The organism is Pseudoalteromonas arctica (genome assembly GCF_012927645.1).
In the GTDB taxonomy this organism is placed as follows: domain Bacteria; phylum Pseudomonadota; class Gammaproteobacteria; order Enterobacterales; family Alteromonadaceae; genus Pseudoalteromonas; species Pseudoalteromonas arctica_A.
Map to the genome: position 1 here is coordinate 62,321 of NZ_JABBMT010000006.1, position 20,815 is coordinate 83,135.

The window sequence follows — 20,815 nt, forward strand, 5'->3', positions numbered from 1 at the left end:
CGAGTGTCAAACCACCTACATATCTATGATGAAGCGACTATAAAACCTTGGTGTAGCAGTCGCGCTAATGAAAGAAAAGCATGGCAGTCAATAGCCCTGCTTGACACTGGTGTTGATCCTTTACAAGCCATGCACGATGCCGCACAATTTGGTATTAAGTATGTATTATTAGGTATTTGCGAAGATATCGGGCCACGTGCCAACTTAGGCAATGGTGGTGCCGAAGATGGCTGGCAAGCATTCCTTAAACGCTTTTTAAATCAACCTGATAACCAATTTTTAGCGAATGAAAAAGTGTTGTTACTAGGCGAAATCGCGATCAGCGATTTGACTCTCGCGGCGTGCGATTTATCCAACCAAAATCCTCAGCAATTAACGCAATTACGCCAGTTATGCGCCCAACTTGATCAACGTGTTGAGCAAGTACTGAGCTTAATTTTTGCTGCGGGGTTAGAGCCAATCGTTATTGGCGGTGGCCATAATAACTGCCTCGGTATTATTCGCGCATTAAGCAAACATAAACAGCGCCCAATAAACGCGATCAACTTTGACCCTCATGCCGATTTCCGTGACTGTGAAGGCCGCCATAGTGGTAATGGTTTTCGCTATGCCTATAACGAGCAACACTTAAATAATTATCATGTTATTGGAATCCACGAGCTGAAAAACAATCAAGCTATTATTGATGCTTTAGCTGCTGCCCAATTTAGTTATGATAGCTACCAAGCGCTGCAAGTGAGGCGCGAAAAAACCTTAACTGAAGCATGCCAGCAGGCACTATATAATCTCATTGATGCACCACTTGGGGTTGAAGTCGATCTTGATAGCATTTCACTAATGCCCGTCAGTGCGTATACCAATTGTGGTTTTAGTGTTAGCGATGCCGAACACTTTGTGCATTTAGCTGCCAGTCAAGTAAACAGCCAATACTTGCATTTATGTGAAGCAGCCCCCAACCAACATCCTAGTGGTATACAGGCCGGAATGAGCGATACAGGGCAAATAATCACGGCCCTTGTGAATGCTTATTTACAAGCTAAAGCAAACTAAATACATATACCCAAAATCCATAGATTTAATAGTTTATTCACACCAAATTGATAACTTAATTGTGCTGGGTGAGATATTTGCCAGTGAGCTATATCGGCACGCATGCCGACTTTTAACACTCCGCGATCAGTTAAACCCAATGCTTTAGCGGCATTACGCGTAACTCCGGCGAGAGTCTCTTGCGGAGTTAAGCGAAATAAAGTGCAGCCCATATTCATCATTAATTGCAAAGAACACAAGGGTGATGTACCTGGGTTAAAGTCTGTCGAAATCGCTATTGGTACTTGATACTGTTTTAATAGCTCAATTGGCGGCTGTTTGGTTTCGCGTAAAAAATAAAATGCGCCGGGTAATAATACTGCCACAGTGCCTGCTGCAGCCATGGCCTTTACTCCAGCTTCATCTAAATGTTCAATATGATCAGCAGATAACCCATTAAATTCAGCGACTAATTGTGCTCCTTGCTGGTTTGAAAGCTGTTCAGCATGACATTTTACTGGCAAATTATGTTTTTTTGCGGCATTAAAAACCCGCCGAGTTTGCTCATTACTAAAACCAACATTTTCGCAAAACACATCGACTGCATCAGCTAAATTGCCCGCCACGACCTGCTCCAACATATCATTGCACACTAAATCGATATACTCATCACTGCGCCCCTTATATTCCAAAGGTAAGGCATGCGCCCCCAAGAAGGTTGTTTTTATATCAATCGGGTGATTTTCACCTAATAAGCGTGCCACTTCAAGGATTTTAACTTCGTTTTCGCAATCAAGTCCGTAACCAGATTTGATCTCTACGGTACTTACTCCCTCGGCATAAAGGGCATTGAGACGATCCTTCGCGAGCACAAATAAAGCCTCGTGATCCGCAGCTCGCGTTGCTGTTACCGTACTCGCGATACCCCCCCCTTGCGCCGCGATTTGCTCGTAACTAACACCTTGTAAACGCTGTTCAAACTCTTCAGCTCTTGAGCCCGCAAACACTAAATGGGTATGACAATCAATTAAACCTGGCGTTAGCCACTGCCCTTTTGCCGAAATAATCGGCGTTGCCAGTGCATCAAACGGCGGTAAATCGGTTTGCTTGCCAAGCCATGCTATGTGGCTGTCTTTAATCGCCAGAGCTGCATTTTCGATTGCGCCATAAGGTGCTGCAATACTGCAATCCATAGTTGCGATATTGGCATCGGTGATCAATAAATCCCAGTCATTAGCCGGATCATTTGCTGTGATTGTTGTCATATTAACTCCACAAATTATTTTTTATCAGTCTAACAAGTCATCTTGTATATACAAGGTAAATATGCCATCTTATAGTTAATAGCAAATTTAAAAGACCATAATAATTTAATGACGATACCTAAGTTCGCACAAATAAAGCAATTTATTGTTAATAATATCCGCAGCGGCGCATGGCTTGAAAACCAACGAGTGGCTTCTGAAAATGAATTAGCCGAACAATTTAGTGTTAGTCGAATGACTGCGCGCCGAGCGTTAAGCGAGCTCACCGAAGCGGGAATTCTTACTCGCAGCCAAGGTTTAGGCACGTTTGTTGCCAGTTTTAAGTCGCAATCATCATTGCTTGAAATTAAAAATATAGCCGATGAAGTCAAAGCCCGTAACGGCAATTACAGCTGTACTGTATTAGTGCTTGAATCTATCAGCGCTGTTGCACCAATTGCGATTGCACTGGGTGTTGAAGTCGATAGCGTGGTGTATCGCAGTGTCTTAGTGCATAACGAAAACGAACAGCCACTGCAAGTTGAGGAGCGCTTTGTTAACCCAGCACTAGCAACAAGCTACCTACAACAAGATTTTACTGCGTTAACTCCGCACGAATATTTATCTAGCGTCGCACCATTAACTGAAGCGCGTCATACGGTAGAAGCAATAATGCCTAACAGCGAAATGTGCCAATGGCTTAATTTATATCATGAAGAGCCATGCTTACAAGTGATTAGGCGTACTTGGTCATCATCTGGGATTGTTAGTTTTGCCCGTTTAGTATCACCGGGTAGTAAGTATCGCTTAGGCGGACATTTAACTTTTAAAAAGTAATATTAGAAAAATATAAAAATCAAAACGATGTGCTTCACAGCGTATTTTTTGAAACCAATAAGCTTGTATATACAACAGGAGTAATCTATGAACAACAGACTTGATGAATCTCGCGTTATCCGCGCCCCACACGGCGATAAAATCAGCGCTAAGAGCTGGCTCACCGAAGCGGCTAAACGCATGTTAATGAATAATTTAGATCCTGAAGTAGCCGAACATCCACATGCTTTAGTTGTGTACGGTGGGATTGGTCGTGCAGCACGTGATTGGCCTTGTTTTGATAAAATCATCGAAACCCTCGACAGACTCGAAGACGACGAAACGCTGCTCGTACAATCAGGCAAACCTGTTGGGGTATTTAAAACTCACAGTAATGCGCCACGGGTATTAATTGCTAACTCAAACTTAGTACCTCACTGGGCTAATTGGGATCATTTTAACGAACTCGATAGACTCGGGCTGATGATGTATGGGCAAATGACTGCGGGCTCGTGGATTTACATTGGCTCACAAGGCATTGTACAAGGTACATACGAGACCTTTGTGGCGATGGCAAAACAACATTTTAATGGTGATGCAGCAGGTAAATGGGTGTTAACCGGTGGCTTAGGCGGTATGGGCGGCGCGCAACCACTTGCGGCAACCATGGCGGGATTTAGCGCCTTAGTAGTTGAATGCGATGAGACGCGTATCGATTTTCGGATCAAAACCCGCTATGTGGATGTTAAAGCAACTGATTTAGAGCATGCCCTTGAGCTTATCAACGAGGCGTGTGACAAAGGCGAAGCGCTTTCTGTAGGCTTACTTGGTAATGCCGCTGATGTATTTAGTGAACTAGTGGAACGCAAAATTACCCCTGATGTTGTAACTGACCAAACCTCAGCACATGATCCGCTTAATGGTTACTTACCACAAGGTTGGAGTATGCAACACGCGGCTAAAATGCGTGAACAAGATCCGCAAGCGGTTGTCAAAGCAGCTAAACAGTCGATGGCTGTGCAAGTCAATGCAATGCTAGCACTACAACAAGCCGGCGCTGCAACAACTGACTACGGCAACAACATTCGTCAAATGGCATTTGACGAAGGCGTAACAAATGCCTTTGACTTCCCAGGTTTTGTGCCAGCTTATATTCGTCCATTATTTTGCGAAGGTATTGGTCCATTCCGTTGGGTGGCGCTATCAGGCGATCCTGAAGATATTTATAAAACCGACGCAAAAGTGAAAGAGCTTATACCTGACGACAAACACTTACATAACTGGCTGGATATGGCTCGCGAACGTATTCAGTTCCAAGGTTTACCAGCACGTATTTGCTGGGTTGGCTTAAAAGACCGCGCTCGTTTAGCGCTGGCGTTTAATGAAATGGTCAAAAATGGCGAGCTTAAAGCACCGATTGTGATCGGCCGTGACCATTTAGATTCAGGCTCAGTTGCGAGTCCAAATCGTGAAACCGAAGCAATGAAAGACGGCTCAGATGCAGTATCAGATTGGCCATTATTGAATGCATTACTGAATACCGCAGGAGGTGCAACATGGGTGTCGCTGCATCATGGCGGTGGTGTAGGTATGGGCTTTAGCCAACATTCTGGAGTAGTCATTGTTGCTGATGGCACCGACGAAGCTGCTGCGCGGGTTGGCCGCGTATTATGGAATGATCCTGCAACGGGCGTTATGCGCCACGCAGATGCAGGTTACGATATTGCAATTAATTGTGCGACCGAGCAAGGCCTCGACCTACCAATGTTAAATAAGGAATAATCATGTTTAAACTCACCCTAACACCTGGCAAGCTCGATTTAGCAACACTGCGCCAAATTCATTTATCAGCAGTGACGTTAACACTCGCCAAAGATAGTGAGATAAAAATAGCAGCCAGTGCACAAACCGTGCAAAACGTGATTGATCAACACAGAACGGTATATGGCATTAATACCGGTTTTGGCTTACTCGCTAATACTAAAATTGCTGAACATGAATTAGAGTTACTTCAGCGCTCCATTGTACTTTCCCATGCTGCGGGCATCGGTGCGTATATGGATGACAGCACAGTACGATTGATGATGGTACTGAAAATTAATTCATTATCACGTGGTTTTTCTGGTATTCGCCTAAAAGTGATCGAATTCTTTATGCAGTTACTTGCTGCACAAGTCTATCCATGCGTGCCAAAAAAAGGTTCAGTAGGTGCATCGGGCGATTTAGCGCCGCTTTCACATATGTGTTTACCACTGCTCGGCGAAGGCGAAATGCGCTATCAAGGTAGACTCATTAGCGCTGCTGAAGGTCTTAAAATAGCCGGCCTTGAGCCATTAACGCTGGCTGCTAAAGAAGGCTTGGCCCTGCTAAATGGTACTCAAGCCTCTACCGCATTTGCGCTTCAAGGGCTATTTCGGGCTGAGGATTTATATGCACAAAGCTGTGCGATTGGCTCAATTAGTATTGAAGCTGCAATGGGCAGTCGCTCGCCATTTGATGCACGTATTCATGAAATTCGTGGCCAACTTGGTCAAATCGATACCGCAGCACTGTTTCGCGATATGCTCGGTGAACATTCACAGATCAGCGAAGCTCATGTGAATTGTGAAAAAGTACAAGACCCTTACTGCCTACGCTGTCAGCCACAAGTACTTGGTGCGTGTTTAACACAAATTCGCCAAGCCGCTGAAGTATTATTATGTGAATCTAATGGTGTAACCGACAACCCATTAGTATTTGCTGATGTAGGCGATATTATCTCTGGCGGTAACTTCCACGCCGAGCCTGTGGCGATGGCTGCCGACAATTTAGCATTAGCGATTGCCGAAATTGGTGCACTAGCTGAGCGTCGTATTGCGTTACTCATTGATTCAAACTTATCAAAACTCCCACCATTTTTAGTTGAAAATGGCGGCGTTAATTCAGGTTTTATGATTGCACAAGTAACCGCAGCAGCATTAGCGTCTGAAAATAAATCATTGGCGCACCCGGCTTCTGTGGATAGCTTACCAACGTCTGCGAACCAAGAAGATCATGTTTCTATGGCAACGTTTGCAGCACGTCGTCTGCAAGAAATGGCTGATAACACGCAAGGCGTACTGGCAATTGAATGGTTGGCATCTGCGCAAGGGTTAGAATTTAGAAAGCCATTGCAGGCATCAACCAAAGTTGAGCAAGCTAAAGCAACACTGCGTACAAAAGTGAGCTACTACGATAAAGACCGTTATTTTGGCCCAGATATCGAAGCAGCTAATTTATTATTACAGCAAGGTGAGTTATGTAATTTATTACCTAAAGGCGTATTACCGTCGTTTTAAATAGCAAATTGATAGTTAAAACCAAGTGATTCAATAGCCGAACCATCAATGATGCGTTCGGCACTTTCATCACGCGTAAATGTAGGAGGGGTTGTTCCGTATTGCTGGCATTTTTGCTGATAGTAATCTGCTTTGCTTGGATGAGCTGGATTAACTATATTGTAAATTGGCGCTGCAACTTGCCAATTATCCAACACAGTAACAATCGCATTAATCACATCTTGTTGCTGCACCATATTAACGGTTTGCATGCGCGAACTTTGTAGCTCTTTACCTGCCACAAAACGCCCAGGCTCTCGCTCTGGCCCAATTAAACCACCGAGTCTAAGTACTTTTCCACCCGCATTTAATACCAGTTGCTCAGCATCAACTAAGGGTTGTTGGCGTGCAGTGCTTGCTTTAATCTCACTTTGCTCTGTGTAGGTTAGATTATCTTGATCATACACAGCCGTTGATGAACACAACAAAAAGCCTTTTGCATTCATAATGCCTGCTAGTTCAATGGCTAATTTTAGCGTGGCTAAATAATGGCTATCAGCGTGACGACTACGTGGCGGTATAGCACATACCCACCACGCATTATGTAAATCAAGTTGATGAACTAGTTGCTCATCTGCAAATACTAACTGGCGCTGAAAAGCATGTTGATGCTCAGCACTGCGATGGGTGCCTTGAACATCCCAGCCTTTTGCAAGCTGTTGTAAACACAATGGCTGACCCAACCAACCTGCGCCCAAGACTATTAATTGGTTTTTATTTGTACCCGCCACGTAACATCACCCTTACAATTAAATAGAAATTTATTCACTTCTCTCATCGTACCCAATAGCGATTAAGATAAAGATATGATTAGATATGAGTGCTTACTCTACTAAATAATAAGAATGTGTGCACTTATGTTACGAAATCTATCATTACGAAAAAAAATCCTGTTATTAATTGGTGGCACTATCAGTGTGTTGTTACTTATTGCCTCGGCTTACTTTGTGAATCATATCGCTGCCTTGTCTCGTCAAAGTATTGAACGCGAAGCATACAGCTACTTACAAAGCGAACAGCTGTCTATGCAAAGCTATTTTGCTCAATATGGCAAAGTTGTAGAAACTTTTGCGAATAATCCTCATCTCGTTAACTGGTTTGACGCATGGAATAAACGCGACCAAACACTCCAAGACGCGCCAGGCTACGACGAAGTAAATCAAGACTTTATACGCATCAGTGGCAATGATGAAAATATTCTCTCGGCATTTTTTGCCTCCGCCAAAACCGGTGAATATTTTAAAGAGCATGAACGTACTACCCACTATAATGGCCAGCCGTATTACGCTTATAAACGTGGTTGGTGGCAAGATGCATTAAAAATAAACCGTTTATATGTCGGGCCCATTTCAGTTGATTTAACCACAGGTAATGCCTCTGCGGTTGTACAACAGCCTGTTTATAATAAGCAACGCGAACTAATTGGTTTTGGTGGCGTAGATTTACAACTAAATAAAATCAATAAAATGGTCGAAGATATTCGTTTTAACGGCCAAGGTTTTGGCTTTTTACTCGATAGCGACCAAAAAGTGGTGCACTTCTCAAAACGTACTAACCATAAAATTTCAATCACCGATGAAGGCCCTAACGGTAAAGAAGGCTTAGAAGTACTCGAAAAACAATTTAGCGACACGCAAGGCTTTGGTGAACTAAATCAGCAAATGAAAAATAATACCTCAGGTGATGCCAAAGTAACCTTGCAAGGACAAGAATACTTTGTGGTTTATAACCGCTTACAATTAGAGCATCCTTATCTAAACTGGTACGTGGGTATTTTAGTGCCGCGCACTATGATTGATGAGCCAGTGAATGACGCAGTCGTGACCACTACCAGCTCAGTAATTATTATTTTATTAATTATCATAGCAATGATTTTGTGGGCTACAAAAATGATCTCACAACCGATCATCACCTTAACCCATATCATGCGCGATATTGCTTCTGAGGATGGCGATTTAACCCAAAAAATTACTATTGATAGCAAAGATGAAGTTGGCCAGTTAGCTCTTCATATGAATACCTTTATCGATAAGTTACGCGTTATGATGCTTAATACCGCAGCACAGGCTGAGCAACTTACCGATGCGGCGGCACAATTAAAATCGGTTTCGCAACAAACTAATGACGAAATTCAACAAGAAAAACAGCAAGTCGATAGTGTTAGCGTCGCAGTAACCGAAATGGCGACCACGGTTATGGAGATCTCGCGTAATGCACAACACACCAACAATGCAGCTGAGGAAGTCCAACAGATCACTGCAGATGGTGCCACCCGCTCGAAAAATGCACAAAGTGTGATGACCGCCTTAGCTGAACATATTGGCAAAGCCGCTAAAGTGGTCGCAGGCTTAGAGCAAGAAAGTGGTAACATCGGCGCCGTAGTTGATGTGATCAACTCCATTGCAGAGCAAACCAATTTGCTGGCACTGAACGCTGCAATTGAAGCCGCCCGTGCTGGTGAGCAAGGTCGTGGCTTTGCGGTTGTAGCTGATGAAGTTCGCTCGTTGGCCAGTCGCACACAAGAGTCAACTGATGATATTCGCAACATGATCTCACGCTTACAGCAAATTGCCCAGCAAGCTTCAACTATGATGCAACAAGGACAAGAGCGTGCGCAAAGCTCGGTTACGCAAACGCAAGAAGTCCTCGATGCATTGCAAAACATTGCTGACTCAGTGACTAAAGTACAAGATCAAAGTCATCATATTGCCACCTCAACCGAGCAACAAACAGTAGTTGCCGAAGATATAAATAATAGTTTAGCGGCAATTAATCACTTAGTGAACAGCACCGCAGATCATGCTCTTGAGCTTGCTGATGAAGCGAGGGATCTTAACGAACTTGCCAGCTTACTAAATAAAACCGTTAATCAGTTTAAGCTTCAGTAAGCCAATATTGATAAATAAAAGAGTGCTCCGGCACTCTTTTTTGTTATAGATCAATATTCCCTCGACGCATCCTTTTTATACTAACGAAAATGATATAAAAGGTGCGCGTGATGATTTATTTACCCAAATGGGATCAAAGCTTAATAAATAAGTACAATGTGTCTGGACCAAGATACACCTCCTACCCAACAGCATTGTCGTTTAATGATGGCTATCAACAACAAGACTTGATCAGTGCAATAAACTCATCAAACAGTCGCAACTTATCTTTATATATCCACATTCCGTTTTGCAGCCAGCTTTGCTATTACTGTGGCTGTAATAAAGTAATAACCCGCCACCAATCAAAAGCTGACTTATACCTAGATTATCTTGAAAAAGAAATCATCGCTCAAGCACAGCTATTTGATAGCTATCAAGTACAGCAACTGCATTTAGGCGGTGGTACGCCCACCTTTTTGACAACCAGCCAAATGAGCCGTTTAATCGCACTACTAGAGCTACACTTTAAGTTTGCTCCCGATGCAGAGCGTGGTATTGAAATAGACCCTCGCTCACTGGCAACTGACATGCTCAGTCACTTACGTAGCCTTGGTTTTAACCGTGTATCATTTGGTATTCAAGACTTTAATGATGATGTACAGCTTGCCGTTAATCGCCCACAATGTGCTGATACGGTAAAAAGTTTGCTCGGTGAAGCCCGTGAACTCGGCTTTAAATCAATTAATGCCGATATGATTTATGGCTTACCACTGCAAACCCCTGAGAGCTTTAAAGAGACTATTGAGCAATTAATTGCCCTTAGTCCTGATCGTGTATCGGTATTTAATTACGCACACTTACCGGATCGCTTTGCCGCTCAGCGAAAAATTAAGGACGCCGATTTACCCAGCGCCCACGATAAGCTCACCATGTTTAAGAATACCTTAGAACAAATGAGTAACGCAGGTTATCAGTTTATTGGTATGGATCACTTTGCAAAAACCAGCAATGAGTTAGCCATTGCCCAAAATAGTCAGCAATTACATCGTAATTTTCAAGGCTACACCACTCATGGTGACTGTGATCTACTGGGTTTAGGGGTGTCATCAATTTCACAAATTGGCACTGCTATTTTGCAAAACCAAAAAGAGTTAAAGCATTACTATCACGCGATTGATGATCAGCTTGGCAGCGCAATCAGCAAAGGTATGAAACTTGATCATGATGACGTTATTCGCGCTGCTGTGATCAAACAGCTTATTTGCCACTTTGAACTGAATATGCAAAGTATTGCTAATACCTATCAACTCGACTTCAAAAATTACTTTGCCGGCTCACTGCAAGCTCTAGAACCGCTAATAGCAGATGGCATGGTAACTATCGAGGCAGACTTAATAACCATCACAGCGCGCGGTAATTTGTTTATTCGTATCATTTGTATGTGTTTTGATGCTCATTTACAAAAACAAATTAACGCGACCCGCTTCTCTCGAGTAATTTAATCTGAGCACACAAGCATAAAAAAAGCAGACCGAGATCTGCTTTTTTTTTTATAGATACTGTAAAATTAGTTAAACACCACGTTTTCGCTACCAGGGGCTGCTTTAAACTCTTCAATGATTTTCTCACAGTCAGCTTTAATTTGCTCTGCATGAGTTTCTTCAGCACGCCAGCGAGCGCTATCTTGTTTAAATATTTCTTTTTTCGAATATTTTTTACGAGCATCATGAGTTGGCATTTCTTTAACTACTTCATACATCGCAAATATGCCTGGATAACGCCCTGAAAGGTCTTCGTCATCCGTAAAGCTGTATTGCGACATTAACACCCAGACACGTAAGCACCCTTCTGAGAACTCACATTGCTCTTGATGCATCGCGCGGGCGATTAAATGAATGCTGTCTGCGAGCTTGGCATTACGCTCTAAGCGTGACTTAGCTAACTTAGCTTGCTGTTTTACCTGCTCTTTCGCGATCAGTTTTTTTTGCGCACTGAGTTTATACAGTAATTGGCCAGCATAAAATGCCAGCCCTGCAATGATCACAGCGCCAACACACAGAGCTAAGATCATTATGTTCATTATTTATCATCCTCGTCATCTAACCATTCATTGGCTAAATCATTCGACAAGTAATGATCAAAGTCGCTATTAGCTGCTTCGCTAAACTCTTCATCATCAAAATCGTCAGCTTCGTCTTCAATACCAAGTAATTCACATAACACTTGATGACGAGCAATACGGCTGTTGAAATATTTAGCATCTTTACCTGTTAATAACTGGCCACTTTCATGCAGCTCAACCAACTTTAATAGACGCTCGTCATTTTCTAGCGCTTCTAGTTCTTGCTCTGGTGAAAGCTCAGGCTGCACCACTTTTTTCAACTCTACTTGTGGCTTCAAGTTACGTTTGAGCTCAATTACAGGCTCTGCTGCAACAGCAATTAAAGGAACTGGTTTTTTGCTGCCAACACGTTTGTCTTTATGTTGCTGATTACTATTACTCTCAGGCTGTAAAGCATCAATCGAATTACGTGAACCAGGTTTAGCACCTTTGGTTTTTTTAACGCGTTGCTCTTTTAACGCACGTATTTCTTTAAGCTTATCTTGGCTTAAACGAACAGGACCGTTAGACGGGATTTTACGTGACTTTTTAGTTCTACTCATATCTTGATCATCTCACTTAAGAGGTTTTGAACAACGCGCACACTGGCGTTGCGATGCTGGCCTTGCCAGAAGAATTCGGTTTGTGCGGATTGAGGTTGAGTAACTCGACTACTTGCGCACTTTTTATACATTTAAGTATAAACGATGGCTATTGTAACAGGACAAATAAAAAGGCGGTAGAGAAAACATCTCTACCGCCTGCTAATCTGAGCGCCATGTAACTGGACACTTCTCCCTTCGACTTTTTAGTCTTTATTATTGTTATTATTTTGTTGTTCCATGTTGTTATTATTTTTACCTTCCGTGTAATATTCCATTTTGTTTTTATTTTAAACTTCCGTGAGATTTTATTATTCTCGGTCTTCATTGACTCTTTTTTAATATTCCTTCGGTGACATCAACCGATGCCTTATCCCCGATAATTACGCCACACTACTTTCCGTGTAGTTTAGTCCATTTTGTTCTTATTGTTTCAGCGACAGGGGTTAATTTACGCATTAATAATTTTGTTACAACTAATTTATATAACTTTTCTTATAAAATGCAAATCACAACACAACCAAAACATTAAATTACAATAAGTTACGATAAAAACAAAAATAAAAATAGGATTTAGCTTACAGCAGGGCATGGTCAATATCTTACAAGGAAAGAGGTAATATCGACAACATACAAATACAAAAAAAGCAGCTTTCGCTGCTTTTTATAACCACTATAGATTTTATGATTAATAATAAAACTAATCTATACTACTTTAGTGTAGTCCACCTAAGTACTTAGAAAGTACTTCGATATCTTTGTCTGTTAGCTTGGTGGCAATATCTTGCATCATGCCATTTAAATCATTATGACGCACACCATCACGGAATTTCTCAAGTTGTGACTTGATGTATTCTGGATGTTGAAAAGAAATTTTTGGAAACTTAGCTAGTGATGAACCATTACCGCGAGGCCCATGACATGCTGCACATGCTGGAATATCACGTTCTGCATCACCTGCTTTATAAAGCATGGCGCCAACGTCAACCACATCTTTAGGTGTCGCACCTTCAGACATGTTAAGTGACGAAAAATAAGCAGCCAAATCTTTCATGTCTTGATCGTTCAATGGCATTGCCATCGCGCTCATGACTGGATCCATACGACCTTCTTTGCCGCCTGAGGTCATACCTGACTTCAATTCAGTAAGTTGCTTATAAATATAATCCGCGTGTTGGCCTGCAAGTTTCGGGTAGATATTAACCGGCGCGTTACCGTCTGGGCCGTGACAAGCCGCACACGTTGCTGATTTTTCTTTACCTGCGTTTACATCGCCATCAAATGCTGTTGCGTTGCTTGCTGACAACGCACCAAGCAATATAGTTAAAGATAGTGCTATTTTTTTCATGGTGAATTCTCTGTTTCCGACCCTGTATCATCTACAATATGGATGTTGTGATTCATATATTCTACACGATAATAAATTCTCTGGCACGTTTTCTACTCATATTAAACTTATAAATTATAGGGTTTTGACCTAGATTAAGCTTTCGTTGCATCATTTTCGTTAGTTTTAGCCTGCTATCTTAGTCTAAATCCGCTTTTTAATAGTGTAGTAATAGTATAAAATACGCCCCTTAGGTGAACTTTAATTAAGTAAAGTTTACTCGCTGTAATACTTAATTTAGTTTCTAGGAGAGCCTGTGCTCAAATCTCGTATCAAATATAACACTGCGTCGTTCGTTACCAGCGCTCCAGATATCACTAAATTGCCTGCTGATACGGGAATTGAAGTCGCCTTTGCTGGCCGCTCCAACGCTGGTAAATCTAGTGCTCTTAATGCCTTAACTGACCAAAAGCTGGCACGTACAAGTAAAACCCCTGGCCGTACGCAACTGATCAACACATTTGAATTAGCCGATGTTGATAATATGCGTCTAATCGATTTACCTGGCTATGGTTTTGCTAAGGTGCCGATCGAAATGAAAAAGAAATGGCAAAAGTCATTAGGTGAATACCTGCAAAAACGTCAAAGTTTAAAAGGTATCGTGATCTTAATGGATATTCGTCATCCGCTTAAAGATTTAGACCGCGATTTAATTAATTGGGCTATTGGCAGTGAAATTCCAGTATTGGCACTACTAACTAAAGCAGACAAACTAAAGCAAGGTGCACGTAAAGCACAGGTGCTGCAAGTTCGTCGCGAGTTAAGCAGTTTAGAGGGTGATATTACCGTTCATGCATTTTCATCTTTAAAAGGCACCGGCTTACCTGAAGTCGCTAAAAAATTAGATGAATGGTTCCTAGGGCCAATTGTTGCAATACCACCTACTGATGTTGAACCAACGCCTGAATCTGACGCTTAATTACACGTTTAAGTAAAAATGCTTACCCGCAGATTGAATGAAATAGCCTTGCTTATCCGCTTGTGCTATTTCAGCCCACTGATAAAACACACTCCTTGATACCCGAGCACTACAGCCATACGGTAACTGTAAATAGGGCACATCATTGCCCTGATAATCTTGTACTATTAAAGGCTGATCGCAGGTTACTAGCCACGTTCGCTGTAAATTATCCACACAACATAACACTTGCCCTTGCTCTGTCATTTCAAAGCGCCAATTAACGATTATAAAAGGAGCATCGTGGACGCTAATAGCTATTTTTTCGATTGGTGTTTTTAAATAAAAAGCATCCTGCTCTTTACACAAAACTGAGGCAAACAGCTTAACCATAGTGATACGATTAATTTTACTACCGCTATAAAACCAATCTCCTTGTTGATCAATCACAATTGGCAGCTCACCACAATGCTGCGGCTGCCATTGTGCAAATGGCTTACTTGGCTGCTCAAGTGCAGTGGCAAGCTCATTTAAAGAGTGCATTATTTAAGCGTGTTCATCGTTAATGAAAAACTAACTGGTACTGCCGTTGCTATCGATGGTAAACCAGCTAACTTTTGCAATTTCATAATACCGTCGATGACCGTAAAGTCTGCGCCATTAATGATAATTGGGCTTATTGATGAAACAGTAATATCCCCTTGCGATGATAGGTTGGCTATAACATCCAGTGTAATCTCTTTCTTAGCACCATGAAAATCAAGTTCAGCACTAACAGCTTTAAACACATGCTGACCAGGCTCAAGCGCTTTTAATTGCTTGCTTAAATTAGCTGTTATGATTGCAGTTGGAAACTTCGCTGTTTCAAATAGCAACTTGGTCATGCGTTCATTACGAATAGGGATCATAGTTTCAACTGAGCTTAGATCAATATCAACTGAGAAAGCGCCATCTTCAGCTAAACTACCTGACACATTTTTGAAGTGATGCACTTCAGCAATACTATTTGACTTAATAGACACAAAACTTACTTTGCTTTGATCATTGTTAACCTGCCAATCAGCACAGGCAACACCAGAGACTAATAGGCTTGATAACGAAAGACCTAATATCGCAATTGATTTAACCATCACGCATTCCTTTCAAAATGAAAATGAGATTCAATGGTATCACTTGCTCTATGAAGTGCAATCGTAACAACAAAGAATTAAAGGTTGGAATAAAAAACGACCCAACAAATTAATGCTGGGCCGGTATAGCAAACTGGGGAGAAGCTATCAATACGAGCACCCTTTCGAGTGCATCATCAACAGGATGTCCTACAGGACGAGGACGACGCGGACTTTACCAAACTAACCATGATAAATAAACTAAATACAGGTACTAACTAGTCGAATTGATAAACATATAACTAATACTACAAATTGCATGTTAATTTAACCTAATATTAACATTGAGTTTCAGCTCAAAATTTGCTCTATTATTTAATTGGAATAAAAAATCCACACACTTTTTCTGCAAACAGCAGTGCAAAGCGTGATCAAACACACACTAAAAGAGCACTGATCATGAAAAAAATAACCACTCTATACTTATGCTGCCTGCTATTTATCTTCAGTAATAGCGCTAATGCAGGCTATACCCAAACTAAATACCCAATTGTATTAGCACATGGCTTGATGGGTTTTGACGATGTATTAGGTGTCGATTATTTTTATCGGGTACCAGCAAGCCTCAGTCGTGATGGCGCACAGGTTTTCGTCACGGCCGTATCCTCGCTGAATAATTCTGAACAACGAGGCGAGCAGTTACTACAGCAAGTTGAACAGGTTATTGCGCTAACTGGTACAATAAAAGTGAATCTCATTGGTCATAGTCAAGGTGCGCAAAGTATTCGCTATGTTGCCTCACTACGCCCCGACTTAGTTGCCTCTGCGACCAGTGTTGGCGGGGTTAATTTTGGGAGCCCTGTGGCTGATGTGGTGCGCCAAGGACTGACTCCTGGATCTAAGCTAGAAGGTATAGCTAAAACAGCCTTTGATGCATTTGGCGGGTTAATCGCATTACTCTCTGGCAATAGTCAGTTACCACAAGATGCGCTTGGTGCACTGGAGAGCTTAACCACTGAGGGCGCGCTGGCCTTTAATCAAAAATATCCAGAAGGCCTACCTGCTGAGCAATGCCAGCAAGGACCTATGCATGCCAGTAATGGCGTATATTACTTTTCTTGGAGTGGTACTCGAACTTTAACAAATATATTTGACCCATCAGATGCAGCACTGGCGATCACTGCAATACTGATCCCAGGCGATGACGATGGCTTAGTCTCTCGTTGTAGTAGCCATTTAGGTTATGTATTAAAAGATAATTACCGCATGAATCACCTGGATGAAGTGAATCAACTAATTGGCTTTCATCATTTATTTGCAACCGATCCACTGACAGTCTACCGTCAACATGCTAATCGCTTAAAAAAATTAGGCTTATAAATAATGAAGCGGTTGCTCATTTTAGTGTTAGTGATATCTATCACTAGCACAGCTATGATTTTTTTACTCAGCGACGATAAGCTTACAAGTGCAACGCCACCGCATGTCGATCAACCGATGGCAATCGATAGCATTTTTGAACACGTTATTTTAGCTAGCCAAGAGTCCGGTGAGTTTAGTGCTTCGCAGGCTCTAGAACAGTGCGAAAAGTTAGCTGCATGCGAAATCAATAGTGAGCTATTTAATCGCTACCTCAGCTTTAAAATAGCGCTGGCAGAGCTACAACAACAACTTGCTCATTTGCCGCTAAGCGAACAATTAATTGCAATGATCGCTTTTCAACAACGCTACTTCAATGCAGCTGAAATCGCTCTTTTATTTAACGATGATAATGAGTGGCAGCACTATACAATTGCCAAGCTTGAAATTAATCAGAACAACCATATTAGTGATGAATTAAAGCAACAATTGTTATCTAATTTAGAGGGCGAGCAACCTGAGCGTATTACCCAGGCACTTAAACCTAGTAACGATCTAAAAGCTTTAAACACTGAGCTAAAAGATGCCCTGCAACAACAAGACTACAATCAACTGGCAGCGGAGTTTGGCGATGCTGCGGCAACAAGGTTAATCGCTCTAGAGCAGCAGCGCCGGCAATGGCAAACATTGAGTGAGCAACTCACACAACAAATTAAACAGTTAAAACAAGACCATGAACCACAACAAGCAGAGCAAAAAATTACCCAGCTACTTGATGAGCATTTAACCGCAAATCAAAAGCGACGATTTTTAGTGTTATATCCATTGCATTAAATGAGTGACCTACTATAGCGTTAAGAAAGTAGCCGAATGGCCAGCTTTTAAAAAACTTACTACCCTATTCACAGACATAAAAAAGCGCGGTTTCACTCAATGCAGCCGCGCTTATATGATTTAAAAAGCTCAGTGATTAATGGGCTTGTTGCCAATTATCTCCGCTATCAGCTTCAACCACTAATGGCACATCTAATTTCGCAGCATCAGACATTAACTGGCAAATTTCTGTAGTGTATTGCTCAACACACTCAGTTTTGATTTCAAATACCAATTCATCGTGTACTTGCATCAGTAATTTAACCGTATTCGGTGCTTGTTCGTACACCCATTTATTTACTGTTAACATGGCTTTTTTGATGATATCTGCCGCTGTGCCTTGCATTGGCGCATTGATCGCAGCACGTTCAGCTCCTTTACGGCGTGCGCCATTACGGGCATTGATCTCAGGTAAATGTAAGCGACGACCAAAAATAGTTTCAACATAGCCATTTTCGGCGGCTTTCTCACGGGTTGATTCCATATACTCAAGTACCCCTGGGAAGCGCTCAAAATATTTATCAATATAGTGCTGTGCTTCATGGCGTGGCACATCAAGCTGACGCGCTAAACCAAATGCCGACATACCATAAATTAAACCAAAGTTAACCGCTTTGGCTTTACGACGCATATCGGTAGTTACGTCTTCTAGAGCAACACCAAATACTTCTGCCGCAGTTGCACTGTGTACATCAAGACCATTGGCAAAGGCATTGAGCAGGCCTTTATCTTGCGATAAATGCGCCATGATACGTAGTTCGATTTGACTGTAATCGGCAGCCACTATCTTATAGCCATCCGCAGCAATAAAAGCCTCACGAATACGACGCCCTTCTTCTGAACGAATTGGAATATTCTGTAAGTTAGGATCGGTCGAGCTTAAACGCCCTGTCGCCGTGACAGCTTGATGGTAAGACGTGTGAACACGGTTAGTTTGCTCATTTACCATCAGTGGCAGCTTGTCAGTGTAAGTCGATTTTAGCTTAGATAAACCACGGTGTTCGATGATCACTTTTGGCAGTGGGTAATCGTGTGCTAACTCTTGTAACACTTCTTCAGCTGTGGATGGTGCGCCTTTAGGTGTTTTTTTAATAACGGGTAATTCGAGCTTTTCAAACAACAATACTTGTAATTGTTTTGGTGAGCTTAAATTAAATGGTCCACCCGCAATTTCATGAGCTTCTTTTTCCAGTTCAATTAGGCGTTCGCCTAAACGCTGGCTATGCGCAGCTAACATTTTGCTATCGATTGCGACACCAGTACGCTCAATATCTGAAATAACGCTGACAAGCGGCATCTCTATGTCTTCAAATACTGATTTTAGCTTTTCATCGGCTACAATTTTAGGCCATAGCACTTCATGTAAACGAAGCGTAATATCCGCATCTTCTGCGGCATACGGCGCGGCTTTTTCAAGTTCAATTTGATTAAATGTCAGCTGTTTTTTACCTTTCCCAGCAATATCTTCAAAGCTGATATTTTTATGGCCTAGGTATTTAAGTGCTAACGAGTCCATGTCATGACGAGTGCCAACACTATTAAATACGTAAGATTCAAGCATAGTATCGAATTTAATACCTTTTAGCTCAAAACCGGCATTAGCCAATACACTCTTATCATATTTTAAATTTTGACCTACTTTGGCTTTATTCTCATCAGCTAAAATTGGCCCAATCTTAGCCATGACCGTCTCTAAACTTAATTGCTCAGGCACGCCAGGATAATCATGGGCAACCGGTAAATACACGGCTTCGCCAGCTTTAACAGCAAAGCTCATCCCGACAAGTCCAGCTTGCATGTAATCAAGGCTGGTTGTTTCAGTATCAAAGGCAAATAGTTCTGCGGCATTTAATTGCTCGACTAAAGTATCTAATTGCTCTGTGGTTAGGATGGTTTCATAGTGGACATCGGTCACTTGCGGTAATTCATCTGCCTCACTGGGGACAGCTAAGTGGGTATCGGCATCTTTCGGGTTATCGAGTAGCTCAGCTAACCAGCGGCGGAACTCACACTCGCCATATAAGGCAATCAGTGCATCGCGATTTGGCTCTTGTAGTTTAAAGGTATCTAAATCTGACTCGACTTCAACATCGCATTTAATGGTAGCCAGTTCATAACTTAGCGGTAAATGATCGACTGCTGCGGCAAGCTTTTCACCGATCTTACCTTTGATCTCACCGGCATGATCAAGCACACCTTGTAATGATCCATATTTTTGCAACCACTTAACCGCCGTTTTAGGACCGCATCCATCTACACCAGGGATATTATCTACTTTATCACCCATCAAAGCTAAGTAATCGATGATCAGTTCAGGACCAACGCCAAATTTTTCAACCACAGTGTCGGGATCAGAAATACTGTCGGTCATGGTATTGATCAAAGTGACATGCTCATTCACTAACTGAGCCATGTCTTTATCACCGGTTGAGATCAATACATGGCGCTGCTGCTCTGAGGCAATACGGGCAAACGTACCAATCACGTCATCCGCTTCAACACCCTCAATACTAATAAGCGGAAAACCCATCGCCCTAATAATATCGTGCAGTGGCGCTATTTGCGTGCGCAAATCATCGGGCATTGGCGGACGGTTAGCTTTATACTCACTGTACATATCATTACGGAAAGTTTTTCCTTTAGCATCAAAAACCACCACCATATGGCTTGGATCATACTGTTTGATCAGGCTTTTCATCATATTAACAACGCCATAAATAGCGCCTGTTGCTTCACCTTTTGAATTAGTTAAATGTGGTGGTGAATGATATGCACGGAATAAGTAGGAAGAGCCATCAACTAAAATGAGTGGATTTTCAGGGATCTGAGCCATGATGTAATTGGATCCTAAATGAGAGAAAACGAAATATCTGTAAGCATGCCATAAGGGCACGCATAAAACGACTGTGAATTAAGCTTTGTTTAAACCGTTAAATAAGAGTAAGTTGTGGATAACTATGTAGATAACACCCACAAGCTATTCCTCCAAAGTAATTTAAAAATACTTAGAAAAAAGTTAAGTGTATGTTTTATTTTAAAAAAGATAATGCGAGGTTCTTTTTTTATTATTTTTATCACAATGTGGAAAAACGTTTTATTGCTTTGCTTGATTGTGGTTTTTTTACAACTTAAAAACGGTTAATTCATCCCTTATAAATAACCGAACAAGTA

At 41.8% G+C, this 20,815-nt stretch carries 17 protein-coding genes; 9 read left to right on the forward strand and 8 right to left on the reverse strand.

Annotated elements, in window-relative coordinates; genetic code table 11:
• Nucleotides 1-3 precede the first annotated feature (3 nt).
• Entirely contained in the window at nt 4-1,050 is a 1,047-nt protein-coding gene (locus tag HHO47_RS05695; RefSeq protein ID WP_169019412.1) for an arginase family protein, read from the forward strand.
• Here the strand turns inward: HHO47_RS05695 and hutI are convergent.
• Complete coding sequence (hutI, locus tag HHO47_RS05700) at nt 1,047-2,294, reverse strand: imidazolonepropionase (protein ID WP_169019413.1); 1,248 nt, start codon at nt 2,292-2,294, stop codon at nt 1,047-1,049. The two genes, HHO47_RS05695 and hutI, sit on opposite strands and share 4 nt — an antisense overlap.
• 108 nt (nt 2,295-2,402) lie before the next feature.
• On the opposite strand from hutI, the gene hutC reads away from it, so the two are divergent.
• The 3 genes from hutC to hutH all read left to right on the forward strand — a co-directional run bounded on the left by hutC (nt 2,403) and on the right by hutH (nt 6,406).
• A complete protein-coding gene (gene hutC / locus HHO47_RS05705) occupies nt 2,403-3,110 on the forward strand; it encodes a histidine utilization repressor (protein ID WP_169019414.1) in 708 nt (235 codons plus the stop codon).
• Between the two features lie 87 nt (nt 3,111-3,197).
• Nucleotides 3,198-4,871 carry a urocanate hydratase gene (hutU, locus tag HHO47_RS05710; RefSeq protein ID WP_169019415.1) on the forward strand — a complete coding sequence of 558 codons (1,674 nt, stop codon included), beginning with the start codon at nt 3,198-3,200 and terminating at the stop codon, nt 4,869-4,871.
• A gap of 2 nt (nt 4,872-4,873) precedes the next feature.
• Entirely contained in the window at nt 4,874-6,406 is a 1,533-nt protein-coding gene (hutH, locus tag HHO47_RS05715) for a histidine ammonia-lyase (RefSeq protein WP_169019416.1), read from the forward strand.
• On the opposite strand, the gene HHO47_RS05720 is transcribed toward hutH, so the two are convergent.
• Nucleotides 6,403-7,176 (reverse strand): NADP-binding protein, encoded by a 774-nt coding sequence (locus HHO47_RS05720; protein ID WP_169019417.1) that lies wholly within the window; start codon nt 7,174-7,176, stop codon nt 6,403-6,405. The two genes, hutH and HHO47_RS05720, sit on opposite strands and share 4 nt — an antisense overlap.
• Before the next feature lie 126 nt (nt 7,177-7,302).
• Here HHO47_RS05720 and HHO47_RS05725 point away from each other — a divergent pair, with 126 nt between their 5' ends.
• Nucleotides 7,303-9,333 (forward strand): methyl-accepting chemotaxis protein, encoded by a 2,031-nt coding sequence (locus tag HHO47_RS05725; protein WP_169019418.1) that lies wholly within the window; start codon nt 7,303-7,305, stop codon nt 9,331-9,333.
• 110 nt (nt 9,334-9,443) lie between these two features.
• Nucleotides 9,444-10,817: an oxygen-independent coproporphyrinogen III oxidase gene (hemN, locus tag HHO47_RS05730; protein ID WP_169019419.1), complete on the forward strand. Its 1,374-nt coding sequence runs from the start codon at nt 9,444-9,446 to the stop codon at nt 10,815-10,817.
• A 65-nt stretch (nt 10,818-10,882) separates the two neighbouring features.
• Here hemN and HHO47_RS05735 read toward each other — a convergent pair whose 3' ends face one another.
• From HHO47_RS05735 to HHO47_RS05745, 3 genes are all read right to left on the reverse strand, one after another.
• Nucleotides 10,883-11,395 (reverse strand): DUF2489 domain-containing protein, encoded by a 513-nt coding sequence (locus HHO47_RS05735; protein WP_211183623.1) that lies wholly within the window; start codon nt 11,393-11,395, stop codon nt 10,883-10,885.
• Nucleotides 11,395-11,979, reverse strand: a complete 585-nt coding sequence (yihI, locus tag HHO47_RS05740; RefSeq protein WP_169019420.1) for a Der GTPase-activating protein YihI — start codon at nt 11,977-11,979, stop codon at nt 11,395-11,397. Before yihI ends, HHO47_RS05735 begins: the two co-directional genes overlap by 1 nt.
• A 754-nt stretch (nt 11,980-12,733) precedes the next feature.
• Nucleotides 12,734-13,366, reverse strand: coding sequence for a c-type cytochrome (locus tag HHO47_RS05745; RefSeq protein WP_169019421.1), 633 nt, complete (start codon nt 13,364-13,366; stop codon nt 12,734-12,736).
• Between the two features lie 295 nt (nt 13,367-13,661).
• Between HHO47_RS05745 and yihA the strand changes: the two genes are divergently transcribed.
• Nucleotides 13,662-14,324: a ribosome biogenesis GTP-binding protein YihA/YsxC gene (gene yihA / locus HHO47_RS05750; protein WP_169019422.1), complete on the forward strand. Its 663-nt coding sequence runs from the start codon at nt 13,662-13,664 to the stop codon at nt 14,322-14,324.
• Here the strand turns inward: yihA and HHO47_RS05755 are convergent, their stop codons facing one another.
• A complete protein-coding gene (locus HHO47_RS05755; protein WP_169019423.1) occupies nt 14,325-14,846 on the reverse strand; it encodes a DUF1285 domain-containing protein in 522 nt (173 codons plus the stop codon).
• The gene (locus HHO47_RS05760; RefSeq protein WP_169019424.1) at nt 14,846-15,433 is read right to left on the reverse strand and encodes a YceI family protein; all 588 of its coding nucleotides are present in this window, start codon (nt 15,431-15,433) and stop codon (nt 14,846-14,848) included. The genes HHO47_RS05755 and HHO47_RS05760 overlap by 1 nt, the downstream gene beginning before the upstream one ends.
• 438 nt (nt 15,434-15,871) lie before the next feature.
• On the opposite strand from HHO47_RS05760, the gene HHO47_RS05765 reads away from it, so the two are divergent.
• Complete coding sequence (locus HHO47_RS05765; RefSeq protein ID WP_169019425.1) at nt 15,872-16,792, forward strand: lipase family alpha/beta hydrolase; 921 nt, start codon at nt 15,872-15,874, stop codon at nt 16,790-16,792.
• A 3-nt stretch (nt 16,793-16,795) separates the two neighbouring features.
• Complete coding sequence (locus HHO47_RS05770; protein ID WP_169019426.1) at nt 16,796-17,605, forward strand: lipase secretion chaperone; 810 nt, start codon at nt 16,796-16,798, stop codon at nt 17,603-17,605.
• A 136-nt stretch (nt 17,606-17,741) separates the two neighbouring features.
• On the opposite strand, the gene polA is transcribed toward HHO47_RS05770, so the two are convergent.
• On the reverse strand, nt 17,742-20,477 hold the full coding sequence (gene polA, locus HHO47_RS05775) for a DNA polymerase I (RefSeq protein ID WP_169019427.1): 2,736 nt from the start codon (nt 20,475-20,477) through the stop codon (nt 17,742-17,744).
• Between the last annotated feature and the right edge of the window lie 338 nt (nt 20,478-20,815).